The following is a 21185-nucleotide window of genomic DNA, read 5'->3' as shown; positions in this document are numbered from 1 at the left end:
GGTTTTCAGGGTCCTTCGTTAAAAATGGAGCGTTCCCGGAATACCACCGGTCGGTGGGTTTTCGGTATCGTCCACAGGTTGAGTTTTTTAGAGACGAAATCCGAGTGCACCACCTTGATGTGTGCCTCCAGCGCGTCTCCGTCTTCGCTCATCACAATCCGTTCCAGTTCCACGAAACTGGCCCCCGCACCGCGGTTGGAAAACCACAGCACCGTGTGGCGAGTGAAGTCCATGGGTGGGGGATCGGGAATCAACCAGTTGAGCAGGCGTGGAAAATCGGACATCACGTTTTCCTGCAATTCCCATAGCGCGACGAAGGCTTCCCGCGTGTAAAGGACTCCTTTGTAATGCACGTCCTCTTCCGGCAGGGGGCGCAGTCCCAGTTCCGGCGGCACATCCACGGATTGGAAGGGGAGGGTCTCCTTTTCGGCAGCCGAGGCGGCCCCCAACCCAGAAATCCCTCCCAAAAACAGGAATGCGAAAAACAACAGAGTGCCGGCGATGATCTTTAAGGATTGATTTTGGATCAGGAAAACAGGGGCTTGGCGGGGAGTGGTCCTTTTGAGGCGGCCTGGGTTAGTTGGAACCCGTGCGTTTGCGCGCCACCGTGCGGTTCCGTCCGGCATTTTTGGCATCGTACAGGCAGTCATCCGCTTCTTTGATGTAGGATTCCAGGTCGCGGCTGTCATCGTTCACGCAACTGAGGCCGAAGCTGGCGGTCACGCTCACCTGCTGACCCTTGTAATTGAATTTGGTTGAGGCCAGCTTGGCGCGCAGTTTTTCTGCGAAGACGTAGCCGTTTTCCAGGTTGGTTTCAGGGAGCAGGAAGAAAAACTCCTCTCCACCCCAGCGGCAGATGTGGTCCATGCGCCGGCAACTGTTTCGCAACAGTTCCCCGACCTGTACCAGGATGTAGTCGCCGGCGTCGTGTCCGTACTGGTCGTTGATGCTTTTGAATTTGTCGATGTCCACGATAAGCAGGGTGAATGGACGTTTGGTGCGTTCGAAACGCGCTTTCTCGTGGGCCAGCTTGTCGTTCAGGTCCCGGCGGTTGGGCAGGCCGGTGAGAGGATCGGTGCGGGTCGCCACCTCCAGTTTTTCCTTGAGTTGCAGTAACTCGTGAATCAACTGCTTTTGTTTTTCCCGGTCCGCCACCTGCTGATCGATGTTTTCCACCGTCGCGATCGTGATCTTGCCTGTGTCGTCGAAAAGAATCTGTGAGCGGATCTTGACCCAGATCATGGTGCCGTTGCGGCGGATCACCCGGCACTCGGCATCCACTTCCTCGCCCTTGTCGTTGCCCCGCCCCCATTTTCGGATGACGTCTTCCTGATCGCCCGGGTGGATGCAATCCCACCAGACCTGGCCCAGGCTTTCGGAAATGGTCCTGCCGGTAATGACTTCCCAGGCCGGATTGACGTAGGCAATCAGGTTGTCATTGTCGGTCTGAAAAATACCAATGGGTGAGGTTTGGCTCATTTCCCGGAACCGCTTCTCACCCAAACGCAACTGATTTTCCAGAACGCTCCGTTTGGTCAAATCCAGAGCGATGCCGATGATCTTGTCCGGCTTGCCATCTGCCATCTGCGGCGATTCAAACATTTCCAGCCAGATGGGTTCGTGCTGTTTATTGCTGAAAATGGTTTTGTAGTTGATCGGCTCTTTCGCGAATCCTGCTTCCAGGCAAGCACGCTGTTTGAATGTTTCGTTAACAGGGTGATTGGCGAGGTATTCGGGCCAGCGCTGCATGAAATCCTCGGGGGCATGCCCGAGAACATGAGTGACCTTGTTGCTGACGGAGGTCAGGGGGCCTTCCGGATCCCGGGTGAACAGAAAAAAAGGAAACAACCCGTCAAACAATTTGAAGAACATTTCAGGATGATCCAGCAGAAACGTTTTTTCCTGAATGATCTGGTTGGCAATGTCCCGTTTCATTTCCATACCCGGGTGCACAAATGGCCTCTTCCCTGTTTTGCAACAGGGTGACGTGGGCGAAAAGCCTATTATGTTTTGAAGAGTTTAAACAAAAATAGTGTAACACTAAATTTTTCAATCACGAACAAAAAACCAACCAAATTGATTAAATCCGGGTAGCGGGTCCGGGACCGGTCTTTTGATTATGGAATGGGGCTTGTACTGGAGAAAAAATTGAGGTCAATTGGCCTCCTTGCTAAACAGGGGAGGTTCAAATTTTTGCAACGGACGGGATGAAATTGAATCCAAACACCGTATTTTTTATTCGTACCCGTTTAATGAGACCGAAAATCCCGGTAAATGCCGAGAAAAAGGGTGAAATTGGGCGTGATTATGCTAGAGTTCCTGATTCTACGCCCGGATTTTAAAAAAATTTGGACAAGACCTCTGTTTTGGTTATCATTCGTGGGCATTTCTGAGAACCAATTATAAATAAAGGAACAATTGGCGATGAAAATTGGCATTCCCAAAGAAGTTCATCCCGGCGAGAGGCGGGTGGCCACAACCCCTGAGGTGGTGGTTCAGCTGTTGAAGCTCGGGTTTGAAGTCGCGATTGAGTCCGGTGCCGGTGCCGAAGCTAAGTTTTCCGATGAAGCGTACAAAGAGGCCGGGGCCACCGTGCTGGATGGTCCCAGGGCTGTTTGGGATCAAAGCGATATCATATTGAAAGTACGCGGACCGGAGCACCATCCGGATCTGAAGGTGGATGAAGTGGATTTGACGCACGAGGGCCAGGTGCTCATATCTTTCATCTGGCCTGCGCAAAACCAGGAATTATTGAAACGGCTGGCCGCTAAAAAAGTCACGGTGATGGCGATGGACAGCGTTCCGCGCATCAGCCGTGCCCAGAAGCTCGATGCCTTGAGCTCCATGGCCAACATCGCGGGATACCGCGCGGTGGTGGAGGCGGCGCAGTTGTTCGGCCGGTTCTTCACCGGGCAGATCACCGCGGCGGGTAAAATCCCTCCGGCCAAGGTGCTGGTCATCGGTGCCGGCGTGGCGGGCCTTTCCGCTATTGGCGCAGCCAAGAGCATGGGCGCCATCGTGCGCTCGTTCGACACCCGTCCCGAGGTCAAGGAGCAGGTCGAGAGTATGGACGCGGAGTTCCTGATGCTCGACTTCGAGGAAGAGGGCTCCGGCGAAGGCGGTTACGCCAAGGTGATGAGCGAAGAGTTCATCAGGAAGGAAATGGAACTGTTCGCGGAACAGGCGAAGGAGGTGGACATCATCATCACCACCGCGCTGATTCCCGGCAAGCCGGCTCCGAAACTGATCGTCTCTGACACGGTGAAGCTGATGAAAAACGGCAGTGTCATCGTGGACCTCGCCGCCGAGCAGGGCGGCAACTGCGAGCTGACCGAGCCGGGCAAGGTGGCCAACGTGAGCGGCGTCTCCATCATCGGCTACCTGGACCTGCCGAGCCGTTTGGCCACGCAGGCCAGCCAGTTGTACGGCACCAACCTGCGGCACCTGCTCTCCGACATGTGTAAGGAGAAGGACGGCAACCTCAACATCGATATGGAGGACGAGGTCATCCGCGGTGTCACCGTGGTGAAGGACGGCGAGATCACCTGGCCGCCGCCCGCACCGAAACTCTCGGCGGCGCCGCCCAAACCGAAGGAGGAAGCAGCTCCTCCTGTGGTGAAGAAGGAAGAGGCCGAACCTTCCGCTACGGGCATGATCATGACTTTTGTCATCGGCGGCCTGATGCTGCTCGGGCTGGGCGCGGTGGCGCCGGCTTCGTTCATGGCGCACTTCACCGTGTTTGTACTGGCGTGTTTCGTCGGTTACATGGTCATCTGGAACGTGACCCCGGCACTCCACACGCCGCTGATGAGCGTCACCAACGCCATCAGCAGTATCATCGTCATCGGCGCCCTGCTGCAGATCAGTTCGGGCGAAAACCTGATCATGTGGCTTGCCGCCGCGGCGGTCCTGATCACATCCATCAACATAGCAGGCGGATTTGCCGTAACACGCCGCATGCTGGAAATGTTCCGTAAATAGGAGGCGAAAAGATGAGTCAAGGTATCGTAACCGCCTCTTATATCGGGGCGACCATTCTGTTCATTCTGGCGCTGGGCGGCCTGAGCCATCAGGAAACCGCCAGGCGCGGCAACATCTACGGCATCCTCGGCATGACGCTGGCTTTAATCGTGACCATCGCCGGGGTCACCGCCAACATGGCCCTTCTGGTCGGCGGGTTGCTGATCGGCGGCACCATCGGCATCATCCTCGCCAAGCGCGTGCAGATGACGGAGATGCCGGAGCTGGTGGCCATCCTGCACAGCCTCGTCGGTATGGCGGCGGTGCTGGTCGGCTACGCCAACTTCATGGACCCGAACGTGCATTTCGAGGGGGTCGAGCTGACCATCCATGATGTCGAAACCTATCTGGGCATCCTCATCGGTGCGGTCACGTTTTCCGGATCGGTCATTGCCTGGGGCAAGCTGTGCGGCAAGATCACCGGCAACCCCATGCTGATCCCCGGACGGCATCTGTTCAACCTCGGCCTGTTGATCGCCACCATCGTGCTCGGCAAAATGTTTGTCGATCAGTCGGCTGCGGGTGGGGGTTTGACACCGCTGCTGATCATGACCGGCATCGCTCTTTTGTTCGGCATCCACATGGTCATGGCCATCGGTGGCGCCGACATGCCGGTCGTCGTGTCGATGCTCAACAGTTATTCCGGCTGGGCGGCTTCCGCCACCGGTTTCATGCTGAGCAACGACCTGCTGATCGTCACCGGAGCGCTGGTGGGAAGCAGTGGCGCCATCCTGAGTTACATCATGTGTCGCGCCATGAACCGCAAGTTCCTGTCGGTCATTGCCGGCGGATTTGGCACCACCACAGGTGCGCCTGCGGCTGCCGCCGGGGAGCAGGGAGAAATCCAGGCTCTGGAAGCGCCGGAAGTGGCCGAGCTGCTCAAGGAATCGAAAGAGGTCATGATCATCCCGGGCTATGGCATGGCGGTGGCGCAGGCACAGCACATCGTGCGCGAAATCACCAAGAAACTCCGCGACAAGAAAATCAACGTGCGGTTCGGAATCCACCCCGTGGCGGGTCGTATGCCGGGTCACATGAACGTTCTGCTCGCGGAGGCGCAGGTGCCGTACGACATCGTTTACGAAATGGACGAGATCAACGACGATTTTCCGGACGTGGACGTGTCGATCATCGTCGGCGCCAATGACATCGTCAACCCCTCCGCGCAGGACGACCCGAACAGCCCCATCGCCGGCATGCCGGTCATGGAATGCTGGAAAGGCAAGTACACCATCGTGCTCAAACGCAGCATGGCAACCGGGTACGCAGGTGTGCAGAATCCCCTGTTCTTCAAGGAAAACACGCGCATGCTGTTTGGCGACGCGAAGAGCAGTCTGGACGCGGTTTACGCTGCCCTGCAGGACGGTCATTGAGCAACAAAGAATGCGTTCACCCTGTCGCCGGACCCGTCAGCGGTCCAGCGGCAGGGTGAAAACCGCATTGCCTTTCAGCGACGTCACCACCGCCCGGTGATGACCCAAGTCGTACTCTATCCCCGCAGGACTCAGCACGTTTTCCTTCAGCACTTCCACCTCGCTGTAATTCCTTATCCGGTAAACCCGCCCCTGTTGCGCGTCTGTTACAATCAGATTGTATTCCCTGTCGAACACCACCCCGTACAAACTGCCGAACGATTTGCCCAGAAGCTGATGGACCGTGCCGTCGCCACGTACGCTTAGAAGCCGACCTGTGTTGCGGGTGGCGACGATCAAAACCTGGTGACGCGGATCGTAGGCGAGTCCGGCGGGACCGTCCAGGCGTGGACCCTTTGCCAGCCGGGACACGGTGTTGCCTGCGGTGGTGTCGATGCGGTAAATCGCGTTGCCGGGGGTGTCGGTTGCGTATAGAATCCCTTCCTCCCCGGCGGTGAGACCGGTGAGAGACCGCACGCCCAGGCCGGACAGATCGATGGTGCTCCGGGTTTTTCCCGTGGCGAGGTCGAAGCCGCGCACCGTATCGAGGTCGGCTGTGTACAGCACGCCGTTCATCATGGTCAGTCCTTTGGGTGCGTGCAGGGTGATGGCATTCCGGCCGGAGGCGAGAAAACGTGGAACGATCATGTTGCCGTCGGCGTCGAGGCGGGTGATGAACCCGTTGTCGTCTTTCAGATCCGCCCGGCCACCCATGTTGGCGATGAAGATGTGCCCGCTTCGGGGATCGACGGCGACTCCTGCCGGTGCGTCCAGACCGGTGGCGACAAATGCCGAAAGGGACAGGGGCAGGGCAAGCAAAATCAATAATGGCAGGACAAGGAATCGTAGCATCGGACCTGTAAGAAAATGGGCGGACCATCGGGTGCGCTTCCTGTATTATGTTAGGCACACATGATGAAACGGAACAACAACATTTATGTCGGCGTGTTTCTGCTGGGGCTGACCGGGGTCCTCATCGGCGTGGTGGTGCACAGTCCCATGCTGGCGGTGGTGGCGGGGGTCCTGGGTTCGATCATCGGCGGTTTCATCGGCTGGCTGGGCGGACGTTTCTATCTGGTCACCATCTGTGTCGGCGTGCTGATCGGGACGTTCATCGGCTACCGGACCGGCGACCGCGACATCCTCATCATCGCAGCGGGATCCGGTGCCGCGATCTCCGGTTTCGTCGCCAACTTCATCCAACTCTTTCGGCGCAAATGAATCATGAAAACGGCAACGCGTTTTCTCCTGGTAATGAGTGCGTGGTTTTGCTTTGCGGGAATGGCCCTGGCAGAGTTCGACGATCCGTCGATGGTGCTCATTCCGGAAGGCGAGTTCGTCATGGGCTCCGGCAAGGCGGAGGACGAGCCGCCGCATACGGTGCACCTCTCGGCATTTTACATCGACCAGCATGAGGTGACGCAGTTGCAGTTCGAGGCGGTGATGGATGACAATCCGTCGAACTTCGAATCGCCCAACCGTCCGGTGGAGCAGGTCACCTGGTACGAGGCGCGCGACTACTGCAGGCAGGTCGGCAAGCGCCTGCCTACGGAAGCGGAATGGGAAAAGGCGGCGCGCGCCGGGACATCTACGGTTTATTACTGGGGCGATGCCATCGACGCCGACCACGCCTGGTACTGGGACAACTCCGGCAAAACCACCCACCCGGTGGGGCAGAAGAAACCGAATCCCTACGGCTTATACGACACAGCGGGCAATGTGTGGGAGTGGGTTCTCGACAATTATTCGGACACGTATTACACGGAAAGCCCGAAACGCGATCCGCAAGGTCCGTTCGACAGCAAGTACCGCTCCATCCGCGGCGGATCGTGGCGCGATCTCGAACAGACCCTTCGCGCCACGCGGCGCAATTACGAACTGGCGGCGGGCCGGTTCGACCACATCGGTTTCCGCTGTGTCCGGGATGTGCCGTGAGGCGTGATATTCAAGTGTAGAGCGAGGCGACAAAATCGCCGTATCCGTTGTACTTCTTTGTGAGCCGCACTTCCTTGGTGCCGATCATCTCTTCTTTCGTCTGCGGCCAGCGCGGGTGCGGCACGTTGGGATCGACGTTGGCTTCCCACCCGTACTCCAGCGGTTGCAGGGTATTCCAGAATGTGGACGGTTCGTAATCGACCACTTCGATCCGCTGGATCGACTTGATGCTCTTGAAGCCGTATTTCCACGGCACCACCAGGCGAATGGGTGCGCCGTGCTGTTTCGGCAGAGGGTGACCGTAGATGCCGGTGGCGAGGAAAGTCAATTCATTCATCGCTTCTTTCATGGTGAGCGCTTCCGAGTAGGGCCACGGCTGCCAGAAGGCAAACTGTCCCTGTGCCAGGAACGGTTTGTGAAACGATTCGAAACGCACATGCGTCGCGCCGGATTGCGGCTCCACTTCATCCAGCAGGGCTTTCAACGGAAACCCCGTCCACGGCACCGCCATCGCCCACGCCTCCACGCAGCGGAGACGGTAAAATCGTTCTTCCAGGATGAATTTCTTCAGGAAGTCGTCGAAGTCGTAGGTCTTCGGCTTGTTGACGAGCCCGGTCACCTCCACCTGCCAGGGACGCGTCTGCAGGCGTTGCGCGTGGTGGTCGACGTCTTCCTTCACCTCGCTGAACTCATAAAAATTGTTGTACGACGCGGCGATGGTTTCCGATGTCAGGCGGCGGTCGAGTTTGTACCTGGTGATGCGGTTGGCCGGGTACACGGTTTTTTCGAGATCGGTGAGGTTGATCTCCGGATGCGCGTCGATCACCTCCTGCGGCGGCGAGCACGCGGGGAGCGCGCCTGCAGCGAACAGGGACACCACGCCCATGGCCTTCAACACCTCGCGCCGGTTCATGTAGATCGATTCCGGCGTGAGTTCGCCTTCCGGCATCTCCCAGCCTTTGGGAATGTGGATGTTGCTCATGACAGTATTACCTTTTTATTTTTTAGGCACCCAGTCGTCGATGCCCTGCAGGTAGGGTTTCAATCCTTTGACGATGGGCAGGGCGATGACTTCCGGCACGTCGTAGCTGTGGTTGGCGCACACCCATTTTTCGAGATCGTCGAAGCGGTCGCGGCGCGTCTTGATGATCATCAGCACTTCCGGGTCCACGTTCATTTTGCCGTCCCAGTGGTAGTACGATTTGATGGAAGGAATCACGTTCACGCAGAAGGCGAGCTTTTCCGTCACCAGACCGTTCGCCAGTTTTTCGGCTTCGTCTTCCGAACCTGCGGTGACGTAAACCACCACATGCTCGTCCATACAACCTCCGTCAGAAAACGTATTTCAGCAGAACGAATCCCAGCACCAGGAGCACGAAAAACACGATGCTGAGCACGTTGAAATACCGCTCGATGAATACCTTGATGGGCGGACCGAACTTGTACAAAAGCGCCGCCACGATAAAGAAGCGCGCTGCGCGGCTGGCGAACGACGCGCCGACGAACACCGGAAAGTTGATCTGAAACGCCCCGGCGGCCAGCGTGAACACCTTGTAGGGCAGGGGAGTGAACCCCGCCGCGGCCACGGCCCACGCATTGTATTCCTGGTACCAGCCTCCTATTTTATCGAATTGCTCCTGGAAATGATAGAACTCCACGATGCGGTTGCCCACCAGGTCCATGAACTGCCAGCCCAGCAGGTAACCGAACATTCCCCCCAGCACCGAAGCGATGGAACACACCAGCGCGAAAGAAAACCATTTTGTGGGCACCGCCACCACCATGGCGATCAGCAGGACGTCCGGCGGAATCGGGAAGAACGAGGATTCGGCAAAGGACAGCACCGCCAGCGCCGGCACGGCGTGCTTGGTCGATGACCATTGCAGAACCCAATCGTACATTTTTCGGAGCATGGGGGACCTTGAATCGGGTCAATAAGGAGGTAAAGGGTACCACAGGGTTGAACGAAACTTAAAGCATATTGACGGGATCGACATCGAGCGTGACCTTGCACTGCGTGCCCGGCGGTTTGGCAACGGCGTCGAGTCGTTTTACTTTGTGCAGGACGCTTTGCAAAACCTCCGCATCCCGCGCGCGGAAAATGAAGTGCCAGCGGAACAGGTCGTGCAAACGATACAGGGCGGCGCGGGCGGGCCCAAGCAGTTCCACTCCCTCCGCGCCACGCACCAGTGGTGCGAACTCGGCCTGCAGGCGGTCGGTGTACGCTTCGCCGTCTTTCTCGCTGGGATGCTCGATGAGAAGCGACGCCAGTCGGGAATACGGCGGGTAGTGCAGGCGTTGCCTTAAAGTGAGTTCCTTTTCGTAAAAGCCGTCGTAGTCATGCGACGCGACGTAATCGTACACGTAGTGATCCGGGTTGTGCGCCTGGATGACGACGCGGCCCGGAACCGTTCCGCGTCCGGCGCGCCCCGCCACCTGCGTCAGCAGTTGAAACGTTCGCTCGCAGGAACGGAAATCCGGTATGTGCAGGGACAGGTCGGCGTACACCACGCCGACCAGCGTCACACCGGGGAAGTCGTGTCCCTTGGTGATCATCTGCGTGCCGATGAGGATGTCGATGCGGCCTTCCCGCATGTCGCGGTACATGGCCTCGAACGCCGAACGTGTTCGGGTGGTATCGCGGTCGAGTCGGGCTGTCCGTGCGGCGGGGAACAGGGATCGCGTTTCTTCTTCCAGCTTTTGTGTGCCGAATCCACTGAAGCGGATCACCTCGCCGCCGCACTCGACGCAGTGGTCCGGCATCACGCGGGTCAGGTTGCAGTAGTGGCAGAGCAGGATTTTTGTCCGGCTGTGAAAGGTGAGGGACACGCTGCAATGCGGGCATTCAAAAACAAACCCGCATTTGCGGCAGACGACGTAGTTGGCCGTGCCGCGCCGGTTGAGAAACAGAAACACCTGCTCACCCAGGTCCATGCGCTCGAGGATGGCTTTCTTGAGTTCCAGCGAAAAAATGGAATAGTTCCTGCGTTCGTCGCGCTCCTTCCTCATGTCCACCAGGCGAACCGTCGGCATGAGCCGCGTGCCGATCCGTTTCGGCAACGTCAGGTGATGGTATTCCCCGCTTGCGGCCTTGTGGCGCGATTCGAGGGAGGGAGTGGCGGAGCCCAGCACCACCACGGCGCCCGCATTTTGTGCTCGTGCGATGGCGGTTTCCCGCGCGTGGTAGCGCGGGGTCGAGTCCTGCTTGTACGAACCGTCGTGCTCCTCGTCGATGATGATGATGCCCAGGTTGTTCAAGGGGGCGAACACCGCGGAGCGCGCACCGATGGCGATGCCCACTTCGCCCCTCCGGATTTTCTCCCATTCGAGGTAACGCTCCACCGGCGACAGGCCACTGTGCAGGATGGCGACGTTTTCCCCGAAGCGGCGGCGGAACAGGAATACCGTCTGCGGCGTCAGCGAAATTTCCGGCACCATCATGATCGCGGTGCGCCCGGCATCGAGCGCCTGCTGGATGCACCGTATGTAAATTTCCGTCTTGCCGCTACCCGTTACGCCCTGCAGCAGAAACGTGTGGGCAACCTGGGTCTCGAGCGCATCTTTCAATGCGCCGTACACCTGTTCCTGGTCCGGGGTGAACTTCAACGGACCGTCCAGCCCTTCGGTGGAAAGATCGACCTCCTCTCCACCGTATCGTGGAACCTCGACGCGGCGCGTTTCAACCAGACCTTTTTTGCGCAGCTCGCGGAGCGGCCCGGCATGTCTGGGAAACCGTTTGGACAACTCGGTAAGCGTGAGTTCACCATTTCCAAGAAGTGCGTACAGTTCTTTCTGTTTCGGACTGCGGGCGAGAAGGGTTTCCGCCTCCGCGTGTTTGGCCACGTTGTCTGTCAGACTCGCTACCGTTTCAGTTTTGTAAGGGACGGAACTTTTCCGCAACCGGGTTTCGGTGAGAAGCAGGCCTTCCAGCTTGAGCGTGGCCAGCGTGTGCGACTTGTAGTTTTTCCTGAGCGCGTGACGGATCTGTTTTCGGGAAAGCTGTTTGCGTTTCTGGATGAGCTGCAGGATCGCGAGCCCCGAAGCCGAAACCGATTTGCCCCGCAAGGCGATTTCCCCTTCCGGCGATAACGAAAACAACTCATGTTCTTCATCGTCGAGTCCGGCGGGCAGGGCGGCGCGAATGGACTCACCCCAGCTTGCGTGGTAGCGGTCTGCGAGCCAGCGGGTGAGTTCAAGCAGTTCCTGCGAAATGACCGGTTGGGTGTCCGGCGCGTCCTCGAGGTCCTTGAGTTTCAAGGATGGTTCGCACGTGTCCGCCAGTCCCACGATGTACCCGGTGATCTTTCGAGGGCCGAACGGCGCCAGCACGCGCATGCCAACCTGCACCCGGTCCTGCAGTGCGGGGGGGATGCGGTAGGTGAACGCGTCCGGGAGAGGCAGATTGAAAACCACCTGGGCGTAGGCTGGAAGGGTCATCGGCGATTCACATGGATTGAAAATGGCGAGACCGGGGTTCAATCCCTCCGGTCCCGCAAAGTGTACCAGAGTTCAGAGTGGTTTCCACGGTTCCGGATGGCCAATCGATTAAAGAATTGACAGCCTCCGGCAATTCCACTAGTCTTTTTCTTTTTTTGAAAGTCTGTTTGCAGGAACCCGACGAGGGGCGATAAAGCCCAAGGAGGTTGCATGAAGGTTGGAGACAAGATCAAATTCGATTTTGCCGGAAAAAAGAAAGACGCCGTGGTTCACAAGGTGCACGAGAGCACCGTATACCTGAAGGTGGATTTTGACAAGGATCCCGGAAAAATCGTGAAACGCAAGCTCAGCCAGATTGATGGCGGTAAGGCAAAGAAAGAAAAAAAGAGCAAAAAATAACCCGCGGGAGGTCTTCCTCCGGCGGGTCTCCTTCCAAAGAGAAACGGGGCCGTCCGGCCCCGCAATTTTCAGAAATAAATTTTAACGTTGGCGTCCTGTTTCAAAGCTTCCAGGTAGGGCCGCGTCCGCTTTTTCAATTCCTGCTCCAGTAAAATTTTCCTTATGGTTTCGCGGCTGTTTTCAACGGTTGCCTGGAATCCTTTTTCGACGTCGGTGACCTTTAAAATCTGCAAGCCGTGCGCGGTTTTAAAGATGCCGCTGATTTCGCCTTTGCCCAGTTTGAACGCCTGTTCGCGGAATGGGGCGAACATATGACTGTTCCGGGTGAACCATCCCAGGTCGCCTCCGCGGCTGGCGAGGGAATCCTCGGAATGGGTTTTGGCCATCGTTTCGAATTCTTTTCCGTTTTGCAACTGCTTGACGATGTCCTCCAGTTTCTTGCGCGCTTTCAACGCTCCAGCCGAGCCGGTTTTGGGGTCGACCTTAATGAGAATGACGCTGGCCTTCCGTTTTTCCGGTTTGGTCAGGTTGTCTTTGTTCTTTTGAAAGTACTCCTGGATGGCGTTTTCCGGAATTGTGATTTTTCCGCTCAACTCCTTTTCAATGACCGCATCCATTAACAGGTCATCGTGAAGTTTGGAGCGGTACTGCTCCATCGTCAGGTTGCGGAGTTTGAGTTGTTTCTTGAACAGATCTTCGCTTTTGAAGGTGCTTTTGATGGAAGCGACTTTCTCATCAACCTGCTTGTCCGAAATGGAAACACCGATGGCTTTGGCTTTTTCCAGAAGCAGGCTGCGATGGATTTCCTCTTCGAGCAGTTTTTTCGCGGCCACTTTCTGTTGTTGGGGAGAAAGCGCCATGCCTCGTTCCTTGTACCGTTCGACGTTTTTAACCAGCGTGGGCATGATGGTGCTTTTGGGAATTTCCTTTCCGTCCACCTGGGCCAAAACATCGGGGAGGGAGATATTGAGCCCGTCACCGTGATCGTGTCCGGAATGAGAATGAGCTGGAACCGAACCCGTGGCAAACCAGAGGACGGCGGCCACGGCCGGAAAGATTAACTGAAACCGTTTTCCTGAAATCATGAAAAACCCCGCATGCACTTGATTGAATTGATTGCAAACCTGTATTGTGAATGTAAAAAACTTACTGCGCGGTTTGGGGGATGTCAACCGAATTGTTCCCGGAGGGAACCGTTGCTGCCCATACGGATTACTGAACGGGCAGGACGGTGCGAAAACCATATATCATGTTTTTGGTGTTGGGGAAATTGCGTCCCCTCCTGACCAGGCGTGCACCGTCAATGGTATTGATCCACGATCCCCCGCGAACTACTTTCATCTTGGTCGGTTCCGGCCCTTCCGGATTCAGTTCCGGACTCTTGCGGTAGTAATCGTCGTCGTACCAGTCCAAACACCATTCCCATACGTTGCCGGCCATGTTGAATACGCCGAAGGGACTGATGCCCGCGGGATAGGCATCCACCGGGGCGGTGTGCCGGTACTTGTCTTCCACGCCAAACACGTTGACAAAGTATAAAACGAATCCCTTGGCCCACTTGTCACCCCAGGGATAGAGCCGGGTGTCGTTGCCGCGCGCGGCCTTCTCCCATTCCGCTTCGGTCGGCAGGCGGCGCCCTTTCCAGCGGGCGTAGGCCATGGCGTCGAACCAGCTGACGCCGACCACCGGGTGGTTCGGCCGGTTGAAGCGTTCGTCTTCCCAGAAAAGCGGCTTGGGGTGGCCCGTATCCTTGACGAATTTCATGTATTCGGCATTGCTCACCTCATGGCGATCAATGAAGTATGCGGAAGTGTACACGTGGTGTTGCGGACCCTCTTCCGAGGCGTTGCCGGAATTGACCCCCATTGCAAAGTAACCTTCGGGAACGTACACCATGCCTTCCGGTGCCTCGGGCGGAGTTTCGGCGTGGATGGAGTTCACCTGCGGAAAAGCGAGGGTCAGAAACAGAAACAGGGAAGTGGGAAGAAGGGCAAACCGTTTTCGGTTCATGGAGCGTCGAAGAAGCCGATGTAGGTAACCAGGTTTTTTTCCGGCTCGATCTTGAATTCCTTGTCGATATCCTCGATCTCAATCCACTTGTAATGGCCGTTCCAGCAATTGAGCGAAAGCACCGTATTGCCGTACCAGTCCGTGCACTGGTTCAGGAAGATCGGCGCTTTGCAACGGTTGCAATGCCCGTGAATTTTCATCGAATCCTGGCTTGTAAACATTTGGATACCGACTCACCTAAGTGTCCCGTATTTGTGGATCAGGACTAAATGATATGTCCAAAAAGTAAAACTCTGCAAGAATTTTTTACCAGAAACTGTTTATTTAAATTTACATATTTGCATTTTTGTCAAGCGCTTTATTTTTATATGTCCGTTTGGGGTTATGGTTTGACGCCCGCTTTCTGTGCGGAAAAGCGGGCTTGCCTGCAAAGGAAAGGACACGGGTTTCCTCACAGGGTTTCTATGTTTTCGGTGTTGGGGAGATGCGGGAATCCCGCCTGTTTCAAGAGACGCGAAACCGCTTCCACCGGGAGTCCGACTATGTTGGTCCACGAACCGGACCAGCTTTCGACCAGCTCTGCACCTTTTCCCTGGATGGCGTACGCCCCGGCCTTGTCCATGGGTTCGCCACCTTCGATGTAACGGCGGATCGTCTCAAGGTCCAACTTTTTGACAAGCACGGTGGACACCTCGGCGTGGCCCGAGTGCACGCCTTCGGGATCGATCAGCGCGACACCGGTGATCACCCGGTGCGCGCGTCCGCTCAGTTCATTCAACATCGCTTCGGCGTCTTTCACGTTTTGCGGTTTTCCGAGGAGCCGGTCCTCCAGCACCACAATCGTGTCCGCACCGAGCACGAAACTTCCGGGATGCGTGCGCGCCACGTGCTCCGCTTTCTGGTATGCCAGCGCCATTGCGTTTTCCTCCGGCGGCAGGGTGGGGTCGGTCACTTCGTCCACGGACGCGGGAATGATTTCGAACTTCAGCTCCATCTGGCGGAGCAGGTCGATGCGCCGGGGCGACTGTGAAGCGAGGATCAGTTTTGGATTGGAGTCGGTCATGGTTCCCCTTCTGGAAATTTCAGGTCAGATAATTTAGTATAGGGGCCATTCAGCAGGCAACCGAAATCCCGAATGCGGGATTCGATGAATTATTATTTTTGACAAGTTTTTTGGGGGTTGCGATGGTAGGGTTTTCTCACCAGATTCAGGTTCGGCATATTGTGGTGGACAAGCCCGAAGTGGCGGAGTTGTTGAAGTCCACCATCAATGAAATCAAAAACGCTGCGGGCCGCGTGAAGATGCTCATGCGGCTGGCGGAAAAGTACAGCCTGTGCGCGAGCAGGGAAGACGGTGGCAACCTGGGCTGGATCGTCCTTGCCGAGGACGACCCGCGCAAAAAAGCTCCCGATCCCGTCCTCGAGAACCGGGAACTGGAAGACCTCATCCGGGACGCGGTGAGGAAGATGCTCATCAATCGCGGCGAATTGTACGGTCCCGTAAAAACCGGGCAGGGGCACCACCTCATCATCATCAGCAACGAGTTCGGCTCCGAGCGCTCCACCGAGTTCACCGGATCCGCCCTGTGACGCTTCCTTCCACGGCATCCAATCAAATGAAGTTGTAGGCGAAACAGCCGCTGGAGCACCGCACCATGTAATGCGGACAGGACCGGCAGGGCTCCTTCACGCTGGTGTGATCGAACACGTGGGACAGGAACTTCGATCCCATGCGCGCCTCGGCGATGGGATTGACCTCTTTGAACTCATCCACGTTTCCAAGCTTCAGGTTGTGAAAGGGAAAGCAGTTGAAACAGTCGCCCTTCGCATCGATGTCCATCGGGCTTCCATCCGCGCAGCCGAAATAGAACTGGTGCGTTTTCCATTCCTCAAGTTCCGGAACCTGCTTGAAGCCGTGGTAGTAAAACCGTTGCACCAGGTGCTCCTCGCCGCCTTGCAGGTCGTCGAGAAAACAGGGCGGAAACGAACAGTCGAACCGGAAACACATCTGCGGGTATTTTTTGAGTAACTCGAGCATGTGTCGTCCCACCCTGGGATAGTCGCGGATGGGCAGGTAGGTGTTGTCGATCTCCCCGACGATGGGAAACGCCGGGCTGACACGGATGCGGTACTTCTGATCGCGGGGCAGGCCCAGTTCCTGATAGATGGCGTCGATCTCCCCGCATTGCGTATCCAGGTCCTGATCCCTTGAATAGAGGTTGATGCTGAAGGTCACGCCGAAGCCGTTCCGGCGCAGAAGGTGGCGTGCCACCTCGCCACAACGATGGTGGTTGGTATCCGAGATGTTGTCCCGCGTCTGCCAGTTCAGCAGGACGAAAGTCGAGATCTGTTGTTTGATGCTGCCGTGCACACTGAGTGCGGACTCCAGGAGTTCCAAAACCGGCTGTGGCATCAGCCCGTTGGTGAACAGGCCGAGGTGGGTGAAACGGGGCATCGCCCCCAGGGTGCGGGAGAAAATATCGGCGAAGCGTGGATGCAGGGTGGGCTCGCCGCCCATGAAGTTGATGACCGCGGCGTTTCGGATGCGCGGCAGCATCTCATCGATGAAGTAATCAAAATCCATGGACTTGCCGGGCGTCCGCACGGTCTCTTCCATGTACTCGTCGGCAAAACAGTAATTGCACTTCAGGTTGCAATAACTGTTCAGGATGATGTTCATGATGCGCCCTCCTGTCAGGAGGGGGGCTTGCATGCGGTCTTTAAAGGAACTGGGTCCTTGAGCGGGAAGTTCAACCGCACCGGCTAAAAACCGGCACGGGCAACCGTGGGATTGGGAATTTCAATCGGCCTGGGGAAAAAGCCTCCCGGAAAAATGAATCGGTTCAGGGTTCGAATTGTTTTTTTCTTCGGATCACCAGCCCCGTTCCGCTTTGCACCACAATGCGCAATTCGAAGGGGTTGGTCCGGCACACGTTGACGAACTTTTCGATGGCGTCGTTCTTGGCTTCTGCTTCGTCCGGGGCGTCCAGTTTGATTTCCCACGCGTGACTCAGGGTGGGGATGCGCTCGAAGCAGGCTTCTTCCAGGCGAAGGAACACTTCCTTCTCGGCTTCTTCGGCAATGCCATTGAATTCCGCTACAATGAGAACGTTGAAGGTAGCCAAAATGTCTCCTTTCTGAATCGAAAAACAACCCGATTGGATTGCAAAATCATACCACAGACAGGGTATGGAATTAAGCCCCCTGTTTCCGGATTTGCGGTTTGCCGGGGGTGTGCGGTACCAGCCGTGAGAGCCCGGCGGCCACGCTGCCCAGGATGCAGTGGGTGAGGGCGGACAAAGCCCCCGGTACTGTGGCCAGCCCGTAAAGGGCAAAATTGCTCCGTGCCAGTTCTGTTGCCAGGCCGGAGTTCTGCATCCCCACCTCCACCGAAACCGTGCGCGCGTTGGTTTCATCGCCGCCGATCCACCTCGCCAGCGCGTATGCCGTAACAAACCCCAGCGCGTGCAGGGTGACCACCGCAGAAAGCAGCGTGCCTCCGCTTTCCAGAAGCTCGGTGCGCTTGGCGGCGAGGATGTAATCGACAATGAACACGATGGACAGCACCGCAAGGAGCGGCGTGTACGGGGTGATGTGTTCCACCTGGCGGTGAAAGAAATGGTTGATGGCAACGCCTGCCGCCACCGGCAGGATCACCACCTGGAACGTATCGAGGAGAAGCCCCAGCGTGTCCACCTGGATGACCGCGCCGGTGAGGTCGCGCGCCAGCATCTCCACCAGCCACGTGGTGAGCACGGGAGTCATGAGAACGGCGAGCAGGGTGGAGCAGGTGGTGAGCGTGACCGACAGTGCCACGTTCAGCCGGGCGATGAACACGACCACGTTGGAGGCGGTGCCGCCGGGCGAACATGCAACGAGGATGAGGCCGATCATGTAATCGAGCGGCAGGGCAAACGCGCGGGCGATGGTGAATCCCAGCAACGGCATGAGGCCGAACTGCAAACCGACGCCCATCAGGACCGGGCGCGGAAACTCCAGCACGCGGCGAAAATCCTTCCAGGTCAGCGTGAGCCCCATGCTCAGCATGATGATGCCCAGGAAAAACGGGATCCAGTGTGGCTGGAACCAGGTGGCGGTTTCCGGTTTCCACAAGGCCAGCGCCGCTCCCGCCACCACCCACAGGGGAAAGGCGTTGGCCAGCGTGATGAACGTTTTTGCGATCGGGTTCAGGGGCGCCTCACAGGTTGGGGCATCGGTGCGGAATGGGAAGGATGGTCCGTCGCGGACGACGGAAGCTCGGCGGTCGCATCACTCCATCGGTTTTTGCGCGATGATGCTGGAGTACGCTTCCTTGCCATCGTCATACGCCTGGTAGCGGATGATTTTGAAGTCCTTGAACGCTTCCAGAAGTTCGTTGGTCTGGAGCGCCCACTGCGGGCGGAAATCCTGGTACTTCAGGTAATCGACGTTGTAGGTTTCGATCACCGCCATGCCGCCGGGCTTGAGCGCTTCCTTGATCTGCGGGAACAGGTTGCGTTGCATGTAGTACATCATCAGGATGACGTCGTATTCGTTTTTGGGAAGCTCGGCGGATTCCAGGTCGACCACCTCCGTCTGGATGGACACGTTGTGCTCTTTGGCGAGGTGGCGCGCCTTTTCCAGCCCGACCGGGGAGATGTCCCATCCCTCCACATCAAATCCCTGCGTGGCGAGGAACACGCCGTTCCGGCCCTCGCCCATGGCGATGTCCAGTGCCTTGCCCTTCGGCAGGAGGCCCACGTTGTTTTTGAGGAAGGGAACCGGTTGCTTGCCGAACAGGAAGGCATCGACTTCGTATTTCTTGTTCCAGCGTTCCTGGTCCTGGGGTTTGGCCCAAATGGGGCCGGTGGCGAAGAGGGCTCCCATCAGAATGGCAGCGATCAGGTGCCGGAATGCCGGATGGCGCCGGGTGGACGGGGTCATGCGCACCTCCGTAGGTGGTTGATGGAGACGATTCTACTTCAAGGCCTGAGGGGGTTCAAGGCCATTTCCCCGTTTACTTTGAGGGGGCGGGAATTGTACACTCTAGGCGATTTCTGAATCAAACCGGACCCACGAGACCTGCAACGCCCACCCGGAGGAACCCGATGCATGGCCGCAACTGGATAACTGTTTTCACCGTCACCCTGCTGGCGGGCCTGCTCCTGACTGGAAGCGTGGCCGCCGCAGACAAACCTCAGCGCGAACCCGTCGCCAAGTCCGCCGACCAGCGCTTCTGGGATATGGGCGACGGCACGGTGCTCGACACCGAAACCCGCCTCATGTGGATGAAGCGCGACTACTGGCAGACCCAGCGCGGGTGGGTGAACTGGTACACGGCCATGGAATTTGTCCAGCGCATGAACAACAAGAGCTTCGCCGGGTACGAGGACTGGCGCATGCCCACCCCGGAAGAGGCGAAAACGCTCTACAACCGCAGAAAACGAAACACCGACAAGGACGGCGACAAGATTTTCATCGATCCCATCTTTCCCGATGGCGCGGGCTGGGGCACGTGGACCAGCCAGGAACGCGGCGGCAAGGCCATCGTGGTGTCCTATAAAGACCGGGGCGGTGAAGATTACCAGGACAAGATCAACGGACCCGACGCCTTCCTCCGTCCTGTGCGCGGCCCGCTCCCCTGATTCGGCCCCGGCTGCAGGATTGCCGTTCTTTTTCTGGTTTCCTCCAGACACGGAACCCATTTTCCTTCCAAATAATCAAGCGACTGATCTAAAAGCCCCCCTTTCCCTCTTTCGGACTGATTTCTCACCTTGTATTCCGTTTCGTCGCTTCGGTAAACTAGGAATAACACTGAGTCATTTCAGGCCATATGGAAATCGGGGCCCCAACCTTCCTTTCAGGAGGCAGTCCATGAAACCAATCAAAGTTCTGGCAATGATTTTTGTGCTCACCATCTCCACCGCCGCCTGTGCCACGGCGGGTGACAACAAACCCGCCAGTCCGCTGGATGGCTACACCATCCACGTCACCGCACCTCACGTCATGGACGGCGAAGTGGTGGGACCCTTTCATCATTACTGCAAACCGATCAACGACCAGATCATCCAGTGCATCCTGTTCGAAAGCACAGAGCCCAACGCTCGAATGACGGAAGTGGAGTACATGGTTTCCAAGGACCTCGCCCGCAAGGTGATTCCGGAGTGGTCCCACAAGGCCAACTGGCATGACCACAAGCAGGAAATCGAAACCGGGCGGGTGCAGGTGAACTATCCGACGGACGAGGAAACGGTGAAGAGCCTGGTGGAGCATGTTTCCAAAACCGATGGCATTATTTTTCACCTGTGGCCCAAAGACGCGCCGATCCCGGACGGTTCCGTGGGCATCGCCCAGTCCGTTGGGCACTGGGAAATGCTGCATGGTAAAATCGGGGAATGATTCCGGTTTCATTTCCGGTTGAACGTTTTTGAAGGACGGACCGCTTCTGCGGCTCCTGACCGGTCACCGGGTCCGGCTGTCGAGATGCCGTCCGTACAAGTTAGAGAATTATGAAAACACAGGGCCTTGTTTGCTTGGGTATCGGTTTTGTGGTTTCGGCCCTGTTATGGCAGGAAGCCGCCGCATTTCATCCCAGTATCTACGCACCCCGCGTGCCGGAAGAGGAACTGGAGCGCATCCAGGAAATGGAGAGTCCGTTCCGCTCGCGGCAGGAGTACGTGGACAAGGGCGCGGAGATTTATTTTGGCAAGGGCCAGTGCGTCACCTGCCACAGCAATAACGGCAAAGGCGTGAAACTGCCGGGCCACCAGCCACGTGACTTCACAAACGCCCAATGGCAGGACCTGCGCACCGACGGCGAGCTGATGTGGGTGCTGGAGAATGGAAGTCCCGGCACCGGCATGCCGATCCGGGTGGGGACGGTGATCTCCAAGGACGAGGGCTGGTGGGTGATCCAGTTCATCCGCACCTTCCGCGAGCCGGAGAAGTGAGCACGACGGGGATTTGGAAACTTCGCTTTGTTTGGAAGGGAAT

At 57.3% G+C, this 21185-nt stretch carries 24 protein-coding genes; 9 read left to right on the top strand and 15 right to left on the bottom strand.

Features of this window, described 5'->3' with window-relative positions; translation table 11 throughout:
* Positions 1–5 precede the first annotated feature (5 nt).
* Together ACTRXA_RS07860 and ACTRXA_RS07855 are read right to left on the bottom strand one after the other, a co-directional pair.
* The gene (locus tag ACTRXA_RS07860; protein WP_442426653.1) at positions 6–449 is read right to left on the bottom strand and encodes a hypothetical protein; all 444 of its coding nucleotides are present in this window, start codon (positions 447–449) and stop codon (positions 6–8) included.
* A gap of 127 nt (positions 450–576) precedes the next feature.
* Complete coding sequence (locus tag ACTRXA_RS07855) at positions 577–1935, bottom strand: sensor domain-containing diguanylate cyclase (protein ID WP_442426652.1); 1359 nt, start codon at positions 1933–1935, stop codon at positions 577–579.
* A gap of 489 nt (positions 1936–2424) precedes the next feature.
* Between ACTRXA_RS07855 and ACTRXA_RS07850 the strand changes: the two genes are divergently transcribed.
* Together ACTRXA_RS07850 and pntB are read left to right on the top strand one after the other, a co-directional pair.
* Positions 2425–3981, top strand: coding sequence for a Re/Si-specific NAD(P)(+) transhydrogenase subunit alpha (locus tag ACTRXA_RS07850; RefSeq protein WP_442426651.1), 1557 nt, complete (start codon positions 2425–2427; stop codon positions 3979–3981).
* 11 nt (positions 3982–3992) lie between these two features.
* Entirely contained in the window at positions 3993–5393 is a 1401-nt protein-coding gene (gene pntB, locus ACTRXA_RS07845; protein ID WP_442426650.1) for a Re/Si-specific NAD(P)(+) transhydrogenase subunit beta, read from the top strand.
* 36 nt (positions 5394–5429) lie between these two features.
* Here pntB and ACTRXA_RS07840 read toward each other — a convergent pair whose 3' ends face one another.
* Positions 5430–6284: a hypothetical protein gene (locus ACTRXA_RS07840; protein WP_442426649.1), complete on the bottom strand. Its 855-nt coding sequence runs from the start codon at positions 6282–6284 to the stop codon at positions 5430–5432.
* A 60-nt stretch (positions 6285–6344) separates the two neighbouring features.
* Between ACTRXA_RS07840 and ACTRXA_RS07835 the strand changes: the two genes are divergently transcribed.
* A complete protein-coding gene (locus ACTRXA_RS07835) occupies positions 6345–6653 on the top strand; it encodes a hypothetical protein (protein WP_442426648.1) in 309 nt (102 codons plus the stop codon).
* 3 nt (positions 6654–6656) lie between these two features.
* Positions 6657–7367 carry a formylglycine-generating enzyme family protein gene (locus tag ACTRXA_RS07830; RefSeq protein WP_442426647.1) on the top strand — a complete coding sequence of 237 codons (711 nt, stop codon included), beginning with the start codon at positions 6657–6659 and terminating at the stop codon, positions 7365–7367.
* 10 nt (positions 7368–7377) lie between these two features.
* On the opposite strand, the gene msrP is transcribed toward ACTRXA_RS07830, so the two are convergent.
* The 4 genes from msrP to priA are packed head-to-tail and all read right to left on the bottom strand — an operon-like array spanning position 7378 to position 11804.
* A complete protein-coding gene (msrP, locus tag ACTRXA_RS07825) occupies positions 7378–8349 on the bottom strand; it encodes a protein-methionine-sulfoxide reductase catalytic subunit MsrP (protein ID WP_442426646.1) in 972 nt (323 codons plus the stop codon).
* A gap of 15 nt (positions 8350–8364) precedes the next feature.
* Positions 8365–8688, bottom strand: coding sequence for a divalent-cation tolerance protein CutA (gene cutA / locus ACTRXA_RS07820; protein WP_442426645.1), 324 nt, complete (start codon positions 8686–8688; stop codon positions 8365–8367).
* Positions 8689–8698: 10 nt separating this feature from the next.
* Entirely contained in the window at positions 8699–9280 is a 582-nt protein-coding gene (locus ACTRXA_RS07815) for a YqaA family protein (protein WP_442426644.1), read from the bottom strand.
* A gap of 58 nt (positions 9281–9338) precedes the next feature.
* On the bottom strand, positions 9339–11804 hold the full coding sequence (priA, locus tag ACTRXA_RS07810; protein ID WP_442426643.1) for a primosomal protein N': 2466 nt from the start codon (positions 11802–11804) through the stop codon (positions 9339–9341).
* 210 nt (positions 11805–12014) lie between these two features.
* Here priA and ACTRXA_RS07805 point away from each other — a divergent pair, with 210 nt between their 5' ends.
* Positions 12015–12203 (top strand): hypothetical protein, encoded by a 189-nt coding sequence (locus ACTRXA_RS07805; RefSeq protein ID WP_005008287.1) that lies wholly within the window; start codon positions 12015–12017, stop codon positions 12201–12203.
* A 68-nt stretch (positions 12204–12271) separates the two neighbouring features.
* On the opposite strand, the gene ACTRXA_RS07800 is transcribed toward ACTRXA_RS07805, so the two are convergent.
* The 4 genes from ACTRXA_RS07800 to ACTRXA_RS07785 form a co-directional block, all read right to left on the bottom strand.
* A complete protein-coding gene (locus ACTRXA_RS07800; RefSeq protein WP_442426642.1) occupies positions 12272–13288 on the bottom strand; it encodes a peptidylprolyl isomerase in 1017 nt (338 codons plus the stop codon).
* Positions 13289–13415: 127 nt separating this feature from the next.
* Positions 13416–14213 carry a formylglycine-generating enzyme family protein gene (locus tag ACTRXA_RS07795; RefSeq protein ID WP_442426641.1) on the bottom strand — a complete coding sequence of 266 codons (798 nt, stop codon included), beginning with the start codon at positions 14211–14213 and terminating at the stop codon, positions 13416–13418.
* Entirely contained in the window at positions 14210–14413 is a 204-nt protein-coding gene (locus ACTRXA_RS07790; RefSeq protein ID WP_005008293.1) for a hypothetical protein, read from the bottom strand. The genes ACTRXA_RS07795 and ACTRXA_RS07790 overlap by 4 nt, the downstream gene beginning before the upstream one ends.
* Before the next feature lie 251 nt (positions 14414–14664).
* On the bottom strand, positions 14665–15276 hold the full coding sequence (locus ACTRXA_RS07785) for a Maf family protein (RefSeq protein WP_442426640.1): 612 nt from the start codon (positions 15274–15276) through the stop codon (positions 14665–14667).
* A 122-nt stretch (positions 15277–15398) separates the two neighbouring features.
* Between ACTRXA_RS07785 and ACTRXA_RS07780 the strand changes: the two genes are divergently transcribed.
* A complete protein-coding gene (locus ACTRXA_RS07780) occupies positions 15399–15803 on the top strand; it encodes a peptidylprolyl isomerase (protein ID WP_442426639.1) in 405 nt (134 codons plus the stop codon).
* A gap of 22 nt (positions 15804–15825) precedes the next feature.
* On the opposite strand, the gene ACTRXA_RS07775 is transcribed toward ACTRXA_RS07780, so the two are convergent.
* From ACTRXA_RS07775 to ACTRXA_RS07760, 4 genes are all read right to left on the bottom strand, one after another.
* On the bottom strand, positions 15826–16893 hold the full coding sequence (locus ACTRXA_RS07775; protein WP_442426638.1) for a radical SAM protein: 1068 nt from the start codon (positions 16891–16893) through the stop codon (positions 15826–15828).
* Positions 16894–17056: 163 nt separating this feature from the next.
* Entirely contained in the window at positions 17057–17338 is a 282-nt protein-coding gene (locus ACTRXA_RS07770) for a hypothetical protein (protein WP_442426637.1), read from the bottom strand.
* Between the two features lie 70 nt (positions 17339–17408).
* Positions 17409–18356: a bile acid:sodium symporter family protein gene (locus ACTRXA_RS07765; RefSeq protein ID WP_442426693.1), complete on the bottom strand. Its 948-nt coding sequence runs from the start codon at positions 18354–18356 to the stop codon at positions 17409–17411.
* 126 nt (positions 18357–18482) lie between these two features.
* On the bottom strand, positions 18483–19136 hold the full coding sequence (locus ACTRXA_RS07760; RefSeq protein WP_442426636.1) for a class I SAM-dependent methyltransferase: 654 nt from the start codon (positions 19134–19136) through the stop codon (positions 18483–18485).
* Positions 19137–19300: 164 nt separating this feature from the next.
* Between ACTRXA_RS07760 and ACTRXA_RS07755 the strand changes: the two genes are divergently transcribed.
* The 3 genes from ACTRXA_RS07755 to ACTRXA_RS07745 all read left to right on the top strand — a co-directional run bounded on the left by ACTRXA_RS07755 (position 19301) and on the right by ACTRXA_RS07745 (position 21142).
* Positions 19301–19837, top strand: coding sequence for a DUF1566 domain-containing protein (locus ACTRXA_RS07755; RefSeq protein ID WP_442426635.1), 537 nt, complete (start codon positions 19301–19303; stop codon positions 19835–19837).
* Between the two features lie 229 nt (positions 19838–20066).
* Positions 20067–20591, top strand: a complete 525-nt coding sequence (locus ACTRXA_RS07750) for a DUF1264 domain-containing protein (protein WP_442426634.1) — start codon at positions 20067–20069, stop codon at positions 20589–20591.
* Between the two features lie 134 nt (positions 20592–20725).
* Positions 20726–21142: a c-type cytochrome gene (locus ACTRXA_RS07745; RefSeq protein WP_442426633.1), complete on the top strand. Its 417-nt coding sequence runs from the start codon at positions 20726–20728 to the stop codon at positions 21140–21142.
* Positions 21143–21185 lie beyond the last annotated feature (43 nt).

The sequence above is a fragment of the Nitrospina sp. P1_D6 genome (assembly GCF_052156615.1).
In the GTDB taxonomy this organism is placed as follows: Bacteria; Nitrospinota; Nitrospinia; order Nitrospinales; family Nitrospinaceae; genus Nitrospina.
The sequence above is the reverse complement of the archived record's forward strand: the minus strand, read 5'-3'. Positions and strand labels throughout refer to the sequence as shown.

What these genes read in the sequence shown, in the direction of transcription:
- ACTRXA_RS07855 (WP_442426652.1), bottom strand. Translation starts at nt 1,935, where the DNA reads ATGAAACGGGACATTGCCAACCAGATCATTCAGGAAAAAACGTTTCTG.
- ACTRXA_RS07850 (WP_442426651.1), top strand. Translation starts at nt 2,425, where the DNA reads ATGAAAATTGGCATTCCCAAAGAAGTTCATCCCGGCGAGAGGCGGGTG.
- pntB (WP_442426650.1), top strand. Translation starts at nt 3,993, where the DNA reads ATGAGTCAAGGTATCGTAACCGCCTCTTATATCGGGGCGACCATTCTG.
- ACTRXA_RS07840 (WP_442426649.1), bottom strand. Translation starts at nt 6,284, where the DNA reads ATGCTACGATTCCTTGTCCTGCCATTATTGATTTTGCTTGCCCTGCCC.
- ACTRXA_RS07835 (WP_442426648.1), top strand. Translation starts at nt 6,345, where the DNA reads ATGATGAAACGGAACAACAACATTTATGTCGGCGTGTTTCTGCTGGGG.
- ACTRXA_RS07830 (WP_442426647.1), top strand. Translation starts at nt 6,657, where the DNA reads ATGAAAACGGCAACGCGTTTTCTCCTGGTAATGAGTGCGTGGTTTTGC.
- msrP (WP_442426646.1), bottom strand. Translation starts at nt 8,349, where the DNA reads ATGAGCAACATCCACATTCCCAAAGGCTGGGAGATGCCGGAAGGCGAA.
- cutA (WP_442426645.1), bottom strand. Translation starts at nt 8,688, where the DNA reads ATGGACGAGCATGTGGTGGTTTACGTCACCGCAGGTTCGGAAGACGAA.
- ACTRXA_RS07815 (WP_442426644.1), bottom strand. Translation starts at nt 9,280, where the DNA reads ATGCTCCGAAAAATGTACGATTGGGTTCTGCAATGGTCATCGACCAAG.
- priA (WP_442426643.1), bottom strand. Translation starts at nt 11,804, where the DNA reads ATGACCCTTCCAGCCTACGCCCAGGTGGTTTTCAATCTGCCTCTCCCG.
- ACTRXA_RS07805 (WP_005008287.1), top strand. Translation starts at nt 12,015, where the DNA reads ATGAAGGTTGGAGACAAGATCAAATTCGATTTTGCCGGAAAAAAGAAA.
- ACTRXA_RS07800 (WP_442426642.1), bottom strand. Translation starts at nt 13,288, where the DNA reads ATGATTTCAGGAAAACGGTTTCAGTTAATCTTTCCGGCCGTGGCCGCC.
- ACTRXA_RS07795 (WP_442426641.1), bottom strand. Translation starts at nt 14,213, where the DNA reads ATGAACCGAAAACGGTTTGCCCTTCTTCCCACTTCCCTGTTTCTGTTT.
- ACTRXA_RS07790 (WP_005008293.1), bottom strand. Translation starts at nt 14,413, where the DNA reads ATGAAAATTCACGGGCATTGCAACCGTTGCAAAGCGCCGATCTTCCTG.
- ACTRXA_RS07785 (WP_442426640.1), bottom strand. Translation starts at nt 15,276, where the DNA reads ATGACCGACTCCAATCCAAAACTGATCCTCGCTTCACAGTCGCCCCGG.
- ACTRXA_RS07780 (WP_442426639.1), top strand. Translation starts at nt 15,399, where the DNA reads ATGGTAGGGTTTTCTCACCAGATTCAGGTTCGGCATATTGTGGTGGAC.
- ACTRXA_RS07775 (WP_442426638.1), bottom strand. Translation starts at nt 16,893, where the DNA reads ATGAACATCATCCTGAACAGTTATTGCAACCTGAAGTGCAATTACTGT.
- ACTRXA_RS07760 (WP_442426636.1), bottom strand. Translation starts at nt 19,136, where the DNA reads ATGACCCCGTCCACCCGGCGCCATCCGGCATTCCGGCACCTGATCGCT.
- ACTRXA_RS07755 (WP_442426635.1), top strand. Translation starts at nt 19,301, where the DNA reads ATGCATGGCCGCAACTGGATAACTGTTTTCACCGTCACCCTGCTGGCG.
- ACTRXA_RS07750 (WP_442426634.1), top strand. Translation starts at nt 20,067, where the DNA reads ATGAAACCAATCAAAGTTCTGGCAATGATTTTTGTGCTCACCATCTCC.